The sequence below is a fragment of the Actinopolyspora alba genome, assembly GCF_900112765.1.
GTDB classification, from domain to species: domain Bacteria; phylum Actinomycetota; class Actinomycetes; order Mycobacteriales; family Pseudonocardiaceae; genus Actinopolyspora; species Actinopolyspora alba.
In genome coordinates this window covers 233424-251165 of record NZ_FOMZ01000003.1, presented here as the reverse complement: position 1 = coordinate 251165, position 17742 = coordinate 233424, and the positions used below count along the sequence as shown (strand labels likewise).

14 protein-coding genes are annotated in these 17742 nt (G+C 66.9%); 4 read left to right on the top strand and 10 right to left on the bottom strand.

Features of this window, described 5'->3' with window-relative positions; all coding sequences use genetic code 11:
- The first annotated feature begins 9 nt into the window (after positions 1 to 9).
- Positions 10 to 996 (top strand): methylmalonyl Co-A mutase-associated GTPase MeaB, encoded by a 987-nt coding sequence (gene meaB, locus BM150_RS05705; protein ID WP_092924751.1) that lies wholly within the window; start codon positions 10 to 12, stop codon positions 994 to 996.
- A 268-nt stretch (positions 997 to 1264) separates the two neighbouring features.
- Here meaB and BM150_RS05700 read toward each other — a convergent pair whose 3' ends face one another.
- The 10 genes from BM150_RS05700 to BM150_RS05655 form a co-directional block, all read right to left on the bottom strand.
- Positions 1265 to 2812 carry a glycosyltransferase family 39 protein gene (locus tag BM150_RS05700; RefSeq protein WP_092924749.1) on the bottom strand — a complete coding sequence of 516 codons (1548 nt, stop codon included), beginning with the start codon at positions 2810 to 2812 and terminating at the stop codon, positions 1265 to 1267.
- A gap of 84 nt (positions 2813 to 2896) precedes the next feature.
- The gene (locus BM150_RS05695; RefSeq protein WP_245755285.1) at positions 2897 to 5020 is read right to left on the bottom strand and encodes a putative bifunctional diguanylate cyclase/phosphodiesterase; all 2124 of its coding nucleotides are present in this window, start codon (positions 5018 to 5020) and stop codon (positions 2897 to 2899) included.
- Between the two features lie 198 nt (positions 5021 to 5218).
- Positions 5219 to 6028, bottom strand: coding sequence for an SAM-dependent methyltransferase (locus BM150_RS05690; protein ID WP_092925071.1), 810 nt, complete (start codon positions 6026 to 6028; stop codon positions 5219 to 5221).
- A gap of 223 nt (positions 6029 to 6251) precedes the next feature.
- A complete protein-coding gene (locus BM150_RS05685) occupies positions 6252 to 6956 on the bottom strand; it encodes a M50 family metallopeptidase (protein ID WP_092924745.1) in 705 nt (234 codons plus the stop codon).
- A 45-nt stretch (positions 6957 to 7001) separates the two neighbouring features.
- A complete protein-coding gene (locus BM150_RS05680) occupies positions 7002 to 7793 on the bottom strand; it encodes an EI24 domain-containing protein (RefSeq protein WP_092924743.1) in 792 nt (263 codons plus the stop codon).
- Positions 7794 to 7967: 174 nt separating this feature from the next.
- Positions 7968 to 9278 carry a pyruvate dehydrogenase complex dihydrolipoamide acetyltransferase gene (locus BM150_RS05675; protein ID WP_175496702.1) on the bottom strand — a complete coding sequence of 437 codons (1311 nt, stop codon included), beginning with the start codon at positions 9276 to 9278 and terminating at the stop codon, positions 7968 to 7970.
- 123 nt (positions 9279 to 9401) lie between these two features.
- The gene (locus tag BM150_RS05670) at positions 9402 to 10394 is read right to left on the bottom strand and encodes an alpha-ketoacid dehydrogenase subunit beta (RefSeq protein ID WP_092924741.1); all 993 of its coding nucleotides are present in this window, start codon (positions 10392 to 10394) and stop codon (positions 9402 to 9404) included.
- A gap of 140 nt (positions 10395 to 10534) precedes the next feature.
- Positions 10535 to 11656, bottom strand: coding sequence for a pyruvate dehydrogenase (acetyl-transferring) E1 component subunit alpha (pdhA, locus tag BM150_RS05665; RefSeq protein ID WP_092924740.1), 1122 nt, complete (start codon positions 11654 to 11656; stop codon positions 10535 to 10537).
- A gap of 148 nt (positions 11657 to 11804) precedes the next feature.
- Positions 11805 to 13265, bottom strand: coding sequence for a dihydrolipoyl dehydrogenase (gene lpdA, locus BM150_RS05660; protein ID WP_092924738.1), 1461 nt, complete (start codon positions 13263 to 13265; stop codon positions 11805 to 11807).
- Positions 13266 to 13569: 304 nt separating this feature from the next.
- Positions 13570 to 14817 carry a PucR family transcriptional regulator gene (locus tag BM150_RS05655; protein ID WP_245755284.1) on the bottom strand — a complete coding sequence of 416 codons (1248 nt, stop codon included), beginning with the start codon at positions 14815 to 14817 and terminating at the stop codon, positions 13570 to 13572.
- 274 nt (positions 14818 to 15091) lie between these two features.
- Here BM150_RS05655 and BM150_RS05650 point away from each other — a divergent pair, with 274 nt between their 5' ends.
- The 3 genes from BM150_RS05650 to BM150_RS05640 all read left to right on the top strand — a co-directional run bounded on the left by BM150_RS05650 (position 15092) and on the right by BM150_RS05640 (position 17537).
- Entirely contained in the window at positions 15092 to 15784 is a 693-nt protein-coding gene (locus tag BM150_RS05650; protein ID WP_092924736.1) for a GntR family transcriptional regulator, read from the top strand.
- A 371-nt stretch (positions 15785 to 16155) separates the two neighbouring features.
- On the top strand, positions 16156 to 16893 hold the full coding sequence (locus tag BM150_RS05645; protein ID WP_092924734.1) for a DsbA family protein: 738 nt from the start codon (positions 16156 to 16158) through the stop codon (positions 16891 to 16893).
- Entirely contained in the window at positions 16890 to 17537 is a 648-nt protein-coding gene (locus BM150_RS05640) for a vitamin K epoxide reductase family protein (RefSeq protein ID WP_092924732.1), read from the top strand. The genes BM150_RS05645 and BM150_RS05640 overlap by 4 nt, the downstream gene beginning before the upstream one ends.
- Positions 17538 to 17742 lie beyond the last annotated feature (205 nt).

The following is a 17742-nucleotide window of genomic DNA, read 5'->3' as shown; positions in this document are numbered from 1 at the left end:
GAGCGGACCATGCCGCGAACCATCGATGTGGACAAGCTCGCCGAGGGCGTGCTGGCCGGCTCCCGCACCACGCTGGCGCGGGCGATCACCCTGGTCGAGTCGACACGTTCGGATCATCGGGACAAGGCCCAACGACTGCTGACCGAGTTGCTGCCCCACTCGGGAGGTGCGCGTCGTATCGGCGTCACCGGGGTGCCTGGCGTCGGAAAGTCCACCTTCATCGAGTCGTTGGGCACCAGACTCACCGGCGAGGGACACCGGGTTGCGGTACTGGCCGTGGACCCCTCCTCCAACCGCAGCGGCGGAAGCATCCTGGGCGACAAGACCAGGATGGGGGCGCTGGCCTCCGATCCCGCCGCCTTCGTGCGTCCCTCCCCCAGCGCCGGAACACTCGGCGGGGTCGCCAGGGCCACCAGGGAGACCATAGTGCTCATGGAGGCCGCGGGCTTCGACGTGGTCCTGGTGGAGACCGTCGGGGTCGGACAGTCCGAGGTGACCGTGGCGGGGATGGTGGACTGCTTTCTGCTGCTGACCATCGCGCGAACCGGTGACCAACTGCAGGGGATCAAGCGTGGCGTGCTGGAGTTGGCCGACATCGTGGCCGTGAACAAGGCCGACGGCCCGCACGAGGACGAAGCTCGGCAGTCCGCCCGCGAGTTGCGGGGCGCGCTGCGGCTGCTGACCCCGCCGAACGCGTCGTGGAATCCGCGAATCACCACCTGCAGCGGACTCAACGGAACTGGGCTGGACAAGCTCTGGCAGCAGGTGTTGGAGCACCACACCGCGCTCTCCGAAGCCGGTGAGCTGGCGGAGAAACGCAGTGAGCAGCGGTTGGAATGGACCTGGGAACTGGTGCGGGACCAGCTGATGAGCGAACTCCTCGCCGACTCCGGGGTGGAGCGGACCCGCGAGGAGATCGAACAACGGGTACGCGACGGCGAGATGACCGCGGGGATGGCGGCCGAACGGATCCTGCGGGCCTTCCGGGAACGGTGAGCGGCAGCCCGCGGAACGGCGCGGGAACGGCTCCGGCTCCTTCCCGGTAGGCGTAGGGCTCCTTCCCGGTAGGCGTAGGGCTCCTTCCCGGTAGGCGTAGGGCTCCTTCCCGGTAGGCGTAGCGCATCGCCGATTTCTCGCGAAATCGCCGCCGCGACGCGGTTCGGGCGGTATCGATGACCGGTGCGAAGGCCCCCGCGGGAAGACCGGTGACAGCCACCCGGGCGTCAATTCCTCGCGAAATGCACATCGGGGAGGGAGCTCACGTTCACAACGACAAGGTCATGTCCCTGAACTCGGGCCACACGCGCTGCCAGTCGACACCGGTGACGTCGGCGAGGTGGATCGGTTGTCCCCGCACCACGTTGTCGACCCCAGGACCGTTGTTCACGGTACCGACCCGACGGACCCTGTCGAAGTGCTCACGCACGCCGGGCGCGATCTCACCGATGTGGATCACGGTGGTGGTTCCGGCAGGGGGATGCCCGAAGAACCAGAATCCCCGCGAGCCGCTGTAGGCATCGGGAAGATCGGCTCGCCTCCCGTGGAACTCCACCGCCGAGGCGGTCCAGTAGTGCGAACCGATCACCACGGTGTGCTCCCGCCGCCGCGGTGGAAGATCTCGGTAGATATCGCCCACATCGGTGGCCAGCTTGGGCCATCCGATCTCACTGCCGCGGAAGTCGACCGGGCTGGTGTCACGTTCGGCGAAGGACTCCACCGAGGCGATGGGCAGCGACTGCACCGTCACCATCACCGACACGGCCAGCGCGGGCCAGGCCAGCCATCCCCGACCACGCCGGTTCTCCCCCGCGAGGACCTCGCGGCGACGCTGGAATCCCAGCGCGCCCGCCGCCCACAGCGCGGGGAACACCCCTGCCACGTAGTACGGTTTGCCGCCCACCGCCAGGAACACCACGAGCACCCCGACCGCGCTCCACCCCAGGAACCGGTAGGGGCGCGTCTCCTCGGCGCGCAGCAGTCGCCACAGGCCGTACCCGCCGAGCACCAGACCGAACACCAGCCCCAACAGGGCGAGCATGCCGACGAAGCTGAACAACCGCCCTCCTACCGAAGTCATCTCGGTCGAGGAGGAACTTGCCACGGCCAGCTGCGGCCAGCCGTGCGTGAACTGCCACACCACGGTCGGAACGGTAACCACTGCCGCGATCAGCGCACCGACCCACAACAGTGGCCGCCGAAAGATCGCACGGGGGCCGAGGACTGCCAGCGTCAGCAGGGTAACCACCACGAACACGGCGATGTGGATCTTGACCTGCACGCTCAGGGCCACCACCACACCGGACAACAGCAACAACCGATCGTCGGCCTCACCCGCGCAGTGGGTACGTACCCATCGCAGGAGCAGCAACGTCAGCAGTGTCCAGCCCAGGATGTCGAGACCTATGGTGTTGAGGTTGCGGTACATCGACGCGAAGGCGAGCACGAAGGCCGTCGCGGTGAAAGCCTGCGCACGACGGTCACCTCCCAGTTCGCGGACGACGAGCGCGGCCACCACCGCCCCCACCCCGAAGGCGAGGATCGAGGGGGCGCGCAGCGCGATCAGCGAACCGGGGAACAACCACTCCATGGCCACGGCGAGCAACGGAACGACCGGCTGCTGGTCGGCGTATCCCCAGGCCGGGTTAGTACCGGCGATCACGAAGTACAGTTCGTCCCCGAAGTAGCCGTACCGCCCGGCGAAGGCGAACATCACCGCTACGGCCACCACGACGACGGCCGAGACCGGAACGAGCGCGAACGGACGACGAGCGGGGAACGGACCGCTCCCCACCTCCCGCGCGGTGCTCTCCACGACGTTTTCCCTCCGTACCGAGAATCGTGCACCAACCGGAACGAGGAAACCCGACGTCCGCCCCGCCCCGAACGGAAGCCTCGGCTACGAGGCGTCCGACGCGGGTGCGTCTTCCCGCAGCAACTCCGTCATCTCCGACGCCGACAGCGCCTCGGAGCAGAACGGGCCGGATCCGATGTCACAGCCCTGCTCCCGCCACAACCGGGCCTGTCCCCCGGTACGCACTTCCGGCACTGCCAACGGAATGCCGCAGGAACGCACCAGTGGGATCATACCGACGAGCGCCCTGAGCTCCGGGGACTCGAAGGTCTCGTCCTCCTCGGCGAGTCGGACGAGATCGGGCGCCAGCAGCACCGCACGGGTGGGGAACTTCCGGAGGAAGCGCAGTTCGGCGGGAGCGGCGCGGAACTCGTGGGCCGCCGTACGCACCCCCATGTCCGCCAGGGTCGCGACGTTGTCAGCGGCTTCCCCACCGGTTCCCATCAATGCCGTCATCGACATGCACAGCAGCAGCCGGCTCGGGTCCGGCGATTCCTCCTCGACGACGCGTCGAACGCGGGACACCAGATCCGGGTCGCGGGACTGGTTGGGACTGAGCCCCACCACGAGCTGGTGGTCGAATCCGGCCGCGTGCCACTCGGACAGCTGTCGCCAGGCGGTACGCAGCGCCCAGTCGCGCAGCGCGAGGGTGATACCGGAACGTTCGGCCAGGCGGAGACACGCGTCGTGCTCCAGCCGTTCGTGCCCCTCCGGCTGCCACGCCAGCCGTGCCTCGACTGCCACGAGCTCTCCGTCGGTCAACGAGACCAGTGGCCGGTAACCGACCTCGAACTCCCCGAGTTCCAGAGCGCCGGGCATGATGGCGGCCAGTTTGGCCTCGGTCAGTTCGACGGGAGCCCGGTGCGGGTCGAACACGGCCCACTGCCGTTTCCCGGCCTGCTCCGCACTGCGCAGCGCCACTCCCGCGGCCCACAGCATGTCGGTGGGCTCGGCATCGCCTACCGAACGCTGTACGACACCGATGCTGGCCGTGGGCGCCAAGCCGTTGCCGTTGATGTAGATCGGCTCGTCGAGTTCGGTGTTGATCAGTTCGGCGAACTCCGCGATCCCCGGAGTACCGGGGCACTGCCGGAGCAGCACGGCGAACTCCGTTCCACCGATCCGGGCGACCAGCCCGTCCTCGTACCGGACGAGTCCGGAGAGCCGGTTGGCGACCGACTGCACGATGCTGTCACCGATCTCGTAACCGAGCCCGTGGTTGATGAGCCCGAAACCGTCGAGCCGCAGCTGGTAGAGCGTGAGCCGCTCGTCGGACGCGAAGGAAGCGAGCGCCCCTTCCAACCTCGTTCGGAAGTGCTGGCGGTTCGCCAGACCGGTGATCGGATCGTACAGTGTCTGGAAGTAGAGCTGTTCCTGCAGGTCGTTGAGTTCACGCAGATCCTCGACCATCAGCACGATCCGGTAAGCCTCGCCGTCCGTGTCGCGCAGCACCGAGACGGCGATGTAGGTCCACGCCTTCGTGCCGTCGGCTCGCACCAGATTGCGGCGTTCACGCAGCCCGCTGCGCCGGCCCTGCAGCAGCTCGACGTAGTTGCTCGAGACGATCTCCGCTTCACCGGGATCGAACAGTTCGGTGACGGCGGTGGAGACCAGTTCCGTCGCGCTGTAACCGAGAATCCGCTCCAGCGCCGGATTGACCTCCCGGAACATGCCGTCGAGGTCACACAGTCCGATGCCGATCGGGGTGGTGTTGAATACCTCCCGGAAGCGGTCCTCGCTGACGCGCAGCTTGCGCTCGGTGTCCAGTTTGGACCACAGCAGTGCGCGCTTGAGGGTTTCCTGCTGTTCGAGAGCACTACCCCGATCGGCCTCGGCGTAGCCGGAGGCGACGGAGGCCAGCAGGGTCAGCACCCGCCGCGCGGATTCGTTCGAGGGGTCGGGCAACAGGGTCCGGCACAGCAGTTCCAGACTGCGGGTGAGGCTGTCCTCCCCGGTGGCGTGCAGGCTCACCAACCGGCTTCCCACCGAGTGACCGGTCGTCTCGATCCGCTCCGGCTGCCGAAGTCCTTCGAGAATCAGCTCGATCAGTTCGCGGAGCTCGGATTCCAGCGAGCCGAGAGCCATCGGTATGTAGGCGGTGTGGCTCAACCATCGGGCCCACTGGGTGGCCAGATCGGCGCACCATCGTCCGCTCTCCCATGTGGCCACCCTCTCGTCCTGGCCTGTCCCATCGTCGATCGGGAGATCCCGGTCCGAACTCGCGTGGCTCATCTCATCAATCCCACGTTCAGGGTATTTACTTCCGAGGGAAAGCAGATTATCGCAACGGTATGTATTTCGGCAGTCCGGTTGGGCAACATGCCTCGCTCCTCGAAAAGAACAATCACGCTGTGAAAGCAGCAGAAATCACGCTTTGTATCCAACTCCGGCGTAGATCTGCGCCGATCCGGGGGTCTCGGCGTGCAGGCCGTCGTCGTCCGGACGCCACAGCGCCGTGCCCACCACTCCGGGGTCGAGCAGTTCGAAACCGTCGAACAGTTCGGTGATCTCGGCGTGGGAACGCGGATGGATCGGGTCGGCGCTCTGCCGCATCACCTCGACGACTCCGAGCATGTCCTCGGGCCTGATATCGGCGGTGAAATGCGAGAGCGCCAGGTAGCTGCCGGAAGGCAGCGCTTCGCGGTAACGACGCATGACGTCGACCGGATCGTTCTCGGGAGCGGCGAAGTGCAGCACACCGACCATCAGCAACCCGATGGGCCGGGACAGATCCAGCAGGTTCGTGGTTCGCGGATGCCCGAATATGCCTTCCGGATCGAGGAGGTCCGCCTGCAACATCGTCGCGTTCGGATCGTCGCGCAGCAACAACTCGCTGTGGGCGACCGCGACGGGCTCGTTGTCGGCGTAGACGACCCTGGAGTTCTCGTCGACGTCCCGCGCGATCTCGTGCACATTGCCGACGGTGGGAATGCCCGATCCGATATCGATGAACTGCCTGACACCGGCGTCTTCGAGAGTCAGCACCGCACGTCGCAGGAAAGCACGGTTGAGACGGGCGACGTGCCGGGCACTCGGTAACGCGGCCAGGAACTTCTCGCCCAGTCTGCGGTCGGCGGCGAAATTGTGGGCACCACCCAGCAAGTAGTCGTATATCCGCGCCGCGCTGGGAACCTCCTCGTCCACATCACGCGGCAGCCAATCCGTCTGTTCCGTCACCACGCCCCCTTGCCGGTTCGTTCGCGTACACACGAGATTACTGGGCGCTCCGGACACCGCGAATATCGCACCGACGCGTCGGGGCAACCGACTGTTGCCACCGTTGTCCGACCCACTCACCCGGGTCGCGGAGCGGGGACGGTCCTCTCATCACGAGCAGAACATCGCCACGATAACGGCACTCGCCCGATCGGGCCCCAGTTGACCATCGGAAGCGGTAAGATCACCAGAACGGAATCAGATCCGCCAACAGCCAGTTCGCTCCCAGTACCAGCGCTCCGAGAGCGATCAACAACCACAGCGACAGCCAGAGCACCGCCGGCGCCGCCGTCAGGCGCGCCAGCTGATCCGCATCGGAGTTGCTCGCCCCTCCCCTGCGACGCTTGCCGGACAACTCGAAAAGCGGACGAACGCCTCCCAACAGCAGGAACCACCCCAACAACTGCGCGAACAGCAGTTGAACACCGGGAGTCGCCCACCAGGAAACCGCGAACAACGCGGTGCCGGTCAGCAGTACCGAGAGCACACCGTAGAGGTTGCGCAACGCGACGAGCAGCAACGCCAGCGCCACCACGGCGGCGCGGAGCAACAGCGACACCCGATCCGCCGAAACCAACCACGCCGCCAGCAGCCCCAGCAGCGAGACCGCCGGATAACCCGCGAAGAGCGTGAGGACCATCCCCGGACCGTGAGCCGGCCCGGTGGAGACGGTCAGGCCCGAGGTGTCCGAGTGCAGCCTGATGCCGTTGAGCCTGCGCCCGCTGAGCAGCGCCACGACCGCATGACCACCTTCGTGCGCGATGGTGACCACGTTGCGCAGTACTGTCCAGCTCGCCCGGTAGGTGACCAGCACCAGGGCGAGCAGGGCGACCACCGAAGCGGGCAGCGTCCCGGAGAACTCGGGCAGCAACCGGACGACGTCTTCCACAGTGGATCCTCTTGAGACGGGGGTTCATCGACGGTGCCGACGTCGTCAGACCGTCCCCGCACCGTTGGTTCGGTTTCCGTCCGCCGTTGACTCGTCCGGCCACCGGGTACCCAGCACCCGATGCGCCAGCAGGGTTCCTCCGACCACCGCGGCGGGAATCACCAAGAGCTGAGCCACCGGTACCAGACAGAGCAGGTACGCCGGTACCGCGAATCCGAGCACCGTACGTCGATGACGCCACAGTATCCGATGTCGGGTACCGACCGTCATGCCGAGCCGCTGGAACACCGGCCCGGTCAGTTCGAGCGCGATCAGCCAGCCACCGAAGAGCACACCGACCACCGGCACCACTGTCTGACCCAGCACCGGCACGAAGCCGAGCGGAAACAGGACCAAGGTGCCGATCACGCCGATGAGCACCAGTCGCGACGCGTCGGCCAGTCCCCGCGACAGCAGTCGTAGCCAGCCCGCGCCCTCATCACCGCCGAGGCCGCGCTCCCGTTCGGTGCGCTCGGCGATGTGGTCGTAGAACGGCCCCCCGATCAACAGGGTCAGTGCTATGAACGACACGGAGCCGAGCAGCACCGCTCCGGCGATCAACGCGAGCGCCAGCAGACCCCGGAACGAGCGACGCCACCATTCCGACCAGCCGTCGGCGAAGGGGGTCAACCAGTCCGCGAGATCAACGCTGAAGAAGGCCAGCACGACGATGCCGGCCAACAGCAGCAGACTGCTCAGCAGCGCGGGCACTCCGCCCAACAACAACATCCGCGGCGAACGCACGATGCTGGTGAATCCGGTCCCGAGATCACGGGCACCGGCGGAGATGTGGTTCATCAGAGGTGAGCCTCGCTGTGGGCGGCATTGTCCCCACGATCCTATGAGAGGCCACCCGTTCGGCCGTGTCGGCGGTTACTCGGCGCAGCCACGGCGCTCGCGGCCGACCTTCGACAGCACCCGCGAGCGGGTTGTCCGCCGGCCGTGACGGCGACCGGCGGACAACCGTGGTGTCTAGGCGATGATCCGGATGGGGTCCTGCAGCAACGAGGTGAGCTGCTGCATGAACACGGCCCCCACGGCACCGTCGACCGCGCGGTGGTCGGCGGACAGGGTCATGCGCATCATCTTGCGCACCACGAACTCCCCGTCGTGGACCTGCACCTCCTCGCGGGTCGCGCCCACGGCGAGGATGGCCGCCTCGGGCGGGTTGATGACCGCCGAGAACTCCTCGATGCCGAACATGCCCAGGTTGGACACGCTGAAGGTACTTCCGGACATCTCGTCGGGCTTGAGCTTGCCGTCCCTGGCGCGTTCGGCCTTCTCCTTGCCCTCCGCCGCGATCTCGGAGACGCTCTTGCGGTCGGCGTCGGGGATGACAGGTACGACCAGCCCCGAGTCCAGCGCCACGGCGACCCCGAGATGAACTCGGTTGTGCTGGAACAGCTTCTCGTCCCGGAACGAGACGTTGACCGAGGGATTCGCGCGCAGCGCGGTGGCACAGGCCTTGACCACCAGGTCGTTCACGCTGACCTTCGGACCGCCGGAGGCCTGCAGCCGTTCGTTGAGGTCGGAGCGGAACGAGACCAGGTCGGTGACGTCCACGGCACTGGTCAGGTAGAAGTGCGGTGCCTGCTGCTTGCTCTCGGTCAGCCGCCGAGCCGTGACCTTGCGGATGTTGCTCAACGGGATCTCTTCGAGATCCTGGCCCTGCTGTCGGGACTCCGAGCTCTCGGTCCGCTGGGGCTCCGGGGCCGACTGCTGGGAGGACTCGGTGTGGGTCGTCGCCTCGGCCGCGGCCTCGATGTCGACCCTGATGATGCGTCCGCCGGGGCCCGTACCGGTGACGGTGGACAGGTCGACGCCCTTCTCCCTGGCGACGGCCCTGGCGAGCGGTGAGGCCTTCGGACGTTCGCGCGGAACGGCATCGGAGTCCGTCGCCGCGGCGGGCCGTGACGCGGCGGTACCGGGAGAAGCGGTCTCGGGTGAACCGGACTCCGAGCTCGCCGCCGTGGTCGCGGAACCGCCGGCGGCCCCATCCGAGTCGCCTCCGGAGGTACCGGAGGTACCGGCGGCAGCGGCGGCACCCGATCCGTCACCCATGATCCCGATGGGGACACCGATGGGCACGGTCTCGCCCTCGGCGATGAGGATCTTCTCCAGCACTCCGTCGTCGTAGGCCTCCATCTCCATGACGGCCTTGTCGGTCTCGATATCGGCCACGACGTCGCCGCGGTTGATCTTGTCGCCCACCTGTTTGCGCCAGGTGGAGATAACGCCTTCCTCCATCGTGTCGGACAGGCGCGGCATGTGAATCTCGGTCATGGTCTTCCTCGGATCCTGGTGGTCCGGCTCACCCCGTGGCTCGGCCCGAACCGAACGCGGTCGCCGCCCGGCTACCCGTCCACCGGGCCGACGCGGTGAGCCTGCGCCTTGCTGCGGAATGTGTCAGCGACGATGTCCGACGGCGTCGAGTGTCTGCCGTACCGCCGCGTTGAGCGACTCGGCCGAGGGCAGCGCCGCCCGCTCCAGAGGCTTGGCGTAGGGCAGCGGAACCTCGGCCGCGGCGACACGACGTACGGGGGCGTCGAGGTAGTCGAAGGCCCCGTCGGAGATGGAGGCCGCGATCTCGGCACCGATGCCGTAGGTCAACCAGTCGTCCTCCGCGATCACGGCGCAACCGGTCTTGCGGACGGACTCCACCAGAGTCTCCCGGTCCAGCGGACGCAGGCTGCGCAGGTCGATCACCTCGGCGGAGATCCCCTCCTCGCCCAGCTGGTCGGCGACCTGGGTAGCCACGGTGGCCATGCGCGAGTAGCCGATGATGGTGATGTCGCTGCCGGTGCGGGTGACACCGGCTTTGCCGATCTCCGCGGGCGGCATGTCGTCGGGAACCTCGCCCTTGGTGTTGTAGAGCGCGAGGTTCTCCAGGAACAACACCGGATCGTTGTCGGCCAGCGAAGCCTTCAGCAGTGCCCTGGCGTCTGCCGGAGTACTCGGTGCGACGACCTTCAGCCCGGGCACGAACGCGTAGTACAGCTCGATGTTCTGCGAATGCGTCGCACCCAGCTGCTGCCCACCACCGCCGGGGGTGCGCAGCACCATCGGAGCGTTGGACTGGCCACCGAACATGCCGTAGATCTTCGCGGCGTGGTTGACGATCTGGTCGAGCGCCAGCAACGAGAAGTTGATCGTCATCAGCTCCACGACCGGACGCAGCCCCAGCATCGCGGCTCCCACCGCGGCTCCGACGAAGCCCTCCTCGGCGATCGGGGTGTCGCGTACCCGCTTCTCGCCGAACTCCTCGAGCAGTCCCGCGGTGATCTTGTAGGAGCCCTCGAAGACTCCGATCTCTTCTCCGATCAGAAACACGTTCTCATCGGAGAGCATTTCCTCGCGCAGCGTGTCGTGCAGCGCTTGCCGGTAAGTGATGACGGCCAACGGTGTATCTCCTGGACATGGTCGCGCCGTGGGGCCGCACGCGCGGCCCCGGCGCCTCGTGGCGGGGTGTGATTCGACGGATCGCTCCCGCGAGGCTCGTCAGAGTCGAGGTCGGTCGCGGGGAGCGGGAACGGTTCCCGTCAGAAGACGGGATCGGCCGGCAACCTGCGGGAGTCGTTGGCGACCGGGGTGGCGTAGGTGTAGTCGAACAGCGTTGCCGGGTCCGGGTGCGGGCTGTCGTCGGCGAAGGCGACGGCCGCGTCGACATCGGCCTGCACCGCACGCTCGATCTCGGCGGCACCGTCCTCGTCGAGCACATCCGCCGAGATGAGCTGCTCGCGGAACGCGGCGACCGGATCGGCCTCGCGCGCCGCCTCGGCGTCCTCGGAGTTGCGGTACTTCGCGGGGTCGACCACCGAGTGGCCCTTCATCCGGTGGCTGACCGCCTCCAGCATCGCGGGCTCCCCGGTCTTCCTGGCGTGCTCGACCAGTCGCCCCGCGGCTTCCTGCACGGCCACCACGTCGTTGCCGTCGACCCGCTCACCGTGCATCCGGTAGGCCACCGCCCGCTTGTACAACTCGGACTCCGCGGAGGACATCTCCACCGTGGTACCCATGCCGAGATAGTTGTTGATCACCACGAACACCACGGGCAGGTTCCACAGCGCCGCGATGTTCATCGATTCGTGGAAAGCGCCGATGTTGGTCGTGCCATCACCCATCTGGCACATCACGACCTCGTCGCCGCCCCGGTAGTCGATGGCGAGCGCGGCACCGGTGGCCAGCGGAATCTGGCCGCCGACGATGCCGTAACCGCCGAGCAGCCCGACCTCGGTGTCGAACATGTGCATGGAACCACCCAGTCCCTTGGAGGTTCCGGTGGTGCGCCCGTAGAGCTCTGCCATCACCTTGCCGGGCTCGATCCCCTTGGCGATGGCGTAGCCGTGCTCCCGGTAGTTGGTGAACAGGTAGTCGGAGCGGCGCAACGCGCTCATGAGCCCGACCACCGTGGCCTCCTCCCCCAGGTTGAGATGGCAGTAGCCACCGACCTTGGCCTGGGTGTAGCCCTGCGCCGCGCGTTCCTCGAAGCGCCGGATGAGGCTCATCTGCCGGAAGTAGTCGCGCAGGGTTTCGGGGGACTCGGCCCGCGGCGCGGTCTTCCCCTGGCTCTGCTGGCCCCGGCTGCCGCCCGAGCGGGTGCCGCCGCGGCGGCCCTTCGATCCGGAGCCTGCCGGCTTGCTGCGGGTAGCGGTCTCCGCCATGAGAGATCCCCTTTTTCGAGTGGGTGGTTGCGGCGTCGCTTCGGCCCGGACAACGCGGTTCGTGGCGATGACGGTCGGACGCCGATGTCCTGATCGAAGGCCTCGTCCCAGCCGTCCGGGACGGGACCGTTTTCGAGAACGCCGCGGTTCAGCGCCGCCGCGGCGGCGCGGTGTGCAGCGGCAACCCCAGTGCCGACATGGCGGATTCCATTCCGATCTCACCCAGCGTCGGGTGGGCGTGGATCGTGTCGGCGAGCTCGTCGAGGGTGGCTTCGAGACTGATGGCCAGCGTTCCCTCGGTGATCAGATCACTCGCGGACGGACCTATGACGTGCACACCGAGGATCTCGCCGTGCTTGCTGCCCGCCACGATCTTCATGAACCCTTCCTCGTCCCCGGTTGTCTTGGACCTGCCCAGGGCCGCGAACGGGAAACGGCTCGTGACCACGTCGTGGCCGCGCTCCTTGGCGCCGGCTTCGGTGAGACCGACGCTGGCGATCTCCGGATGGGTGAAAGTGGCGGCCGGAACGACGCCGTAATCGATGTGGGCCTCGTGCCCCGCGATGGTGTCGACGGCGACCACGCCCTGGTGGGAGGCGACGTGCGCCAGCAGTGCCTTGCCGGTGACGTCCCCGATCGCGTAGACGTGCTCGACGTTGGTGCGCAGTTTGTCGTCGACCGCCACGAATCCGCGTTCGTCGGTGGCGACTCCGGTGGCGTCGAGGCCCAGCGCGGCGGTGTTGGGCTTGCGCCCCACTCCCATGAGGACCACGTCGACGTCGAGCTGTTGCGCGTCGGAACCGTCCACGTGTACCCGCAGCTGCCCGTCGGCCTGTTCGATGGAAGAGACCGTGGACTCGGTGAGAACTCGTACACCGCTCTTCTTCATGGAACGGCCGAGCGCCTTACCGATCTCGGCGTCCTCGATCGGAACCAGGCTGGAGGCCATCTCCACCACGGTGACCTCACTGCCGAAGGTGGCGAACATGCTCGCCCACTCGGCGCCCACGGCACTGCCACCGACCACGGCGATGCGCTTGGGGACCTCCTGGAGCCCGAAGGCCCCGTCGGAGGTGATCACCCCTGGAAGGTCGGCTCCCGGAACGGGCAACCGCGCGGGCACCGAGCCGGTCGCGATGAGTACGTCGCGACCGGTTACGCGTTCCACGGCCTGACCACCCGCGGGTTCGGCCGCGTAACGCGGGCCGCCTTCGCCGAGCGGGGACTCCCCGTTGGGATGAACATCCACGGTGTTGGAGCCGGTGAAGCGCGCGTGGCCGTCGATGACGGTCACGCCGTTGGCCTTGAGCAGCCCGGCCACCCCGTCGGTGAGGTTCTTGACGACACCGTCCTTACGACGTGCCACCGCCGAGAAGTCCAGCGCCACGTTCTCGGCGTGCACTCCGAAATCGGCGGAATGCAGCACCGTCTCGTAGACCTCGGCGGAGCGCAGCATCGCCTTCGTCGGGATGCAGCCCCAGTTCAGGCACACACCGCCCGCTTTCTCCTTCTCCACGAGGCCGACCGACAGACCGCGCTGCGCCGCACGGATCGCCGCGACGTAGCCACCGGGGCCGCCGCCCACCACCAGGAGGTCGAATTCCTGCACTTCGCTGTGCTCCTTTGCTCGTGCACCCACCGAGAAGCCTCGAACTGTCGCATTTCGAGTGTCGTGACCGGGACCACGACGGCGCCATACCGCCACGCCCAGAGTTGACCCTCAGTCACTGTGCAACCCGCACATCAGCCCCACTATTCAGTGACATTTGGCACACAATTGAACACGCAGAGTGAAAATCCGGCCGTTGTGCGAGCCAGGTCACGAACAGAAAACGAACGATGCCGAACGAGATGTAAAAAACGCGGCGATTTGTTCGCGACATCGGTTGACGACAACCGGCGCGGCTGTTCCGTCAGCGGTCGTTGCCACGCATCCGCAGCGCGGACAGCGCCAGCGAGAGGGCCACATACGAGTCGCGACCGTGCAGCGGTCTGCCGATGAGCGTCGTGATTCGGTGCAACCGGTTCAACACCGTGTTGCGGTGACAGTGCAGCCGAACGGCGGCATTGGCCGTGGAGCAGTTCTCCTCCAGCCAGGCGGCCAGGGTCTCCAGCAGCATGTCCCGCTCCTTGGGCTGCAACGCGAGAATCTCCCCGAACTGGTCGTCGAGCAGTCGCCGTGCGAGATCGGGCGACTGGACGAGCAGGGCTTCCGGATAGCGTTGCTGCAGCGAGACGAGTTCGACGGCCCCGCGCTGTGAGGTTCCCAGCGCCGTGAGGGCGAGTTCGTGCGCCATGCCCGTTTCCGCGAGACCACTGACCAGCGGAGAAGCCGCGGCCCGCCCCCTGACGAGTTGTCGCAGTGCCGCCAGCGCACTCGACTCGTCGTGCTGCTCCAGCGCGATCAGCCCCACCAGAGTGTCAGCCCGGACCTGCCAGACGGAACGGATGTGCAACGCGGCGAGCGCGGCCTGCTGACCACGGAGCGCGAAACTTCCGTCGGAGATCATCTCGGCCACCACCACCACGTAGGGCCCGGAGGTCGGCAGGTCGAGTTCCTTGGCGGTTCGCTGTGCGAACGCGGTGTCGCGTGCCCGCCCGCTGAGCAGGTCCTCCACCAGGGCGTGTCTTCGCTGATCGTCGTTGCGCAGCTGCTCCAGTTCGGTGTTGCGATAGGAGGTGGACAGCGCCGACGACAGCGCGTCGATCACGGTCCACATCGTGGTTGCCGCGCCGAGAACGGCGTCCGGATCGACCTTGTCGGTGTGGGCCTGTTCGACCAGTGCTTCCCATAGGATCCGACCGCCGATCCGGAAGGTCCGCAGCATCACCTCGAGCGGGACCCCCTGTTCGGCGCGTCGCCTGCCGATGGCCGAGGCCACCGAGTCGTCCTCGCTGCGGGGCACACGCCCGCTCAGCACGTGCAGCGCTCGGGCCAGGTAGTTGGCGCACCCCTCCCACAGGTCCTCGCGGGGAACCGGACGGTAATCGGTCCATTCCGGATTGTCCGTGAATATCGCGTCCATGAGCCGTTGCGCGAGCCCGGGCACGTCGTCGAGGCGTTTCTCGGCCAGCGAACGCGTAATCTGCTCGGCGCGCCCTTCGGGGAGGTTGTGGGTCAGTTCCCCGTGGACGCCACCTGTGAAGGGATCAGCCACCACGCTTACAGACGATACGCCGTGGTGGCGGCCACGAGCTGGCCCCACGACGGATGGGAAAGGATTTCGGCCGGAAATCGGCAGCGCACAGTTTTTTCGCCCGCTGGAGCGGCAGCTGGCCGCCCGAGCACCGACGACACGGTGCGGTCCACGACCGTCACACGATGCGCGCAACGCCACATTCGTCGACAATTCGGTCCGCCCCCTGTTCGGGCCGAGTCCCGGTGGCACGGGCGACCGCACTCGATGCCACACCCGCGCGACGATCGGGAGTTCGATGGCCGCATCCGGATCACCATCCCGCGGACGCAGACCCCAACTGCCTGAGGAGGTCGCGGTACACATCCGTGAGCAGATCATCACCGGTCAGGTGCAGGAGGGGGAATACCTGCGACTGGACCAGCTCGCCGAGGACCTGGGGATAAGCGTGACCCCGGTCCGGGAGGCGTTGATAGCCCTCTCCGCGGAAGGGTTCGTGGAACTGGAACCGCGCCAGGGGTTCGCGGTGGCACCGCCGAGCAGGCAGGACCTCGACGACATCTTCGAGTTGCGCGCTCTGCTCGCGGGAGGACTCGCCGGACGCTGTGCCGGTCGGATCACCGGTGAACGAGTGCGGGAGCTGCGAGCTCTGCAGCACGAGCTGTCCCGAGTCCACGAGCTCGGCGACGGCACCACGGCCACCGAGTTGCTCAACCGGTTCCACCGCGAGCTCGGCGAGGCTTCCGGGGCGCGCAAGCTCGCGTGGTTCTTCGAACTGGCGAGTCGCTACGCTCCGCGGGAACAGTCCCTGGCGGCCGCCGGATGGCCAGAGGCGTGCGTCAGGGACCACGGTGCGGTGTTGCGGGCGCTGGAGGACGGGGATCCGACCGTCGCCGAGGAAACGATGCGGGAGCACCTGCGCACGCTCGGACACCTGCTGATAGAGCACCTCGACGCCCGGGACGCCTGGCCGGAACGGCGGGACGACTGAGCGTTCGTGACCGAACCGGCGACTGATCGCGTCCGTCGAGCCCGGAGTTTCACGGGTGACGGGATGTGCGCCCCGCGCGGGATCACGATCACGCCGGAGTGGCACCGCGCACCGACTCGTTGTCGTCACAGCGGGGAGCAAGGGGAATAAACCACGGAGCGTAGGCCAATTCACCCATACTTCACCACCGTCAGAGTGACAATGCAGGCATGATGGTGGCGAATACCCGCCAGTGCACGGTTTCCACGAACACAGGGGTGATATCACGCACCCCGGTGAATTCCACGATCGTGTGAGTAGGGGAAACTTAACAAACGTCCGTGCGCGAGTCCGCTCGCGCGGAAACCGACCGTCGAAGGTGTAGCAGGCCGATGCCCAAGACAACCAATCCGATGGCGAAGCGCAGCGGGGCTTCGACCAATATCATCCTGACCGCGATCGTGCTGGTCGTCGCGGTGGCAGTCATCGGTGGAGTGATGATCTTCGGAGGAGGCAATCAGACCGACGAGGCATCCTCGAACAAGGTCGCCGCCTCCGTGCTGCACCCCCAGGGCAGCCACCAAGTCGTCGAAGCGGGACAGGGCGCTCCCACGCTGGTCGAGTTCGTGGACTACCAGTGCCCCGCCTGCCACAACTTCTACCAGAACGTCACCAGTGAGCTGGAGAAGGAGTACGAAGGCAAGATCAATTTCGTGGTTCGGAACAACCCGCTGGACATGCACCCGCTGGCGGTGCCGGCCGCGAAGGCGGCTGAAGCGGCCGCCATGCAGGACGAGTTCCAGCCGATGTATCACAAGTTGTTCGACAACTACTCCTCCTGGGCCACTCCCACGGACGGCAGCAGCGGTGTCAGCAGCGACGAGCAGCGCGCACAGCGGCAGTTCACGAAGTTCGCCGAGCAGATCGGTCTGGACACCGAGCAGTTCCGCGAGGACATGAACTCCGACAAGGTCCAGCAGCGTGTCGACCAGGGCCTCTCCGACGGCCAGAAGGCAGGGGTGACCAGCACTCCGACGTTCTTCCTCGACGGCGAGAAGGTCCAGTTCTCCCAGGGAGGCGCACCGCTGCAGCAGCTGCGTGACAAGATCGACGGAGCGCTGGCCAAGTGACCGCGACCGCCGAATCGAACACACGTGGCGACTCCCCCGCCCCTCCCCACTCCGACCGGGCGCCGTTCGGCAGCGGTCTGGGCTGGCTCTACCTGATCGCAGGCGGCATCGGGTTCCTCGCCGCCTTCGCGCTCAGCGTCGAGGAGTATCTCAGCCTGATCAATCCGAACTACGTGACCAGCTGCAGTATCAATCCGGTTGTTTCCTGTGGCTCGGTCATGGAAAGCGATCAGGCCAAGGCGTTCGGCTTCCCCAATCCACTGATCGGGGTGGCCGCGTTCGCGATCGTGACCACGACCGGTGTCGCCATGCTGTCCGGCTTCCGCCCACCGCGTTGGTACCGGATCGGAATGCAGCTCGGCACGATCTTCGGCGTGGTCTTCGTGCACTGGCTGATCTGGCAGAGCCTGTACGAGATCCAGGCGTTGTGCCCGTACTGCATGGTCGTCTGGGTGGTGACCATAGCCGTCTTCTGGTACACCACGCTGCACAACCTGGGAAGCGGCCACATCCCCGCGGGACCGGTGAAACCAGTGGTCACAGCGGTGAGCAAGGTGCACAGCGCAGTACTGGTGCTGTGGTACCTGGTGATCGTCGGAATGATCATGCAAGCTTTCTGGAGCTACTGGAGCACGCTGGTGTAGCCGGAGCACAACCGCTCCGAAGACATGTCCCCGGATCGCCCGAGGACTCGGAGGACGAGGGAACCGTCACGTGGGTGATCGCCCGATCGCCCCGCCGAGGGTTCCCTCGTCCGTTCTCGGAACGGACCTCGCCCGCCCCCTGACCCGTGGCCATCCAGTCCTCGCCCCGTGGCCCTCCCGCCGATCCATGGCAGTCACACACGCC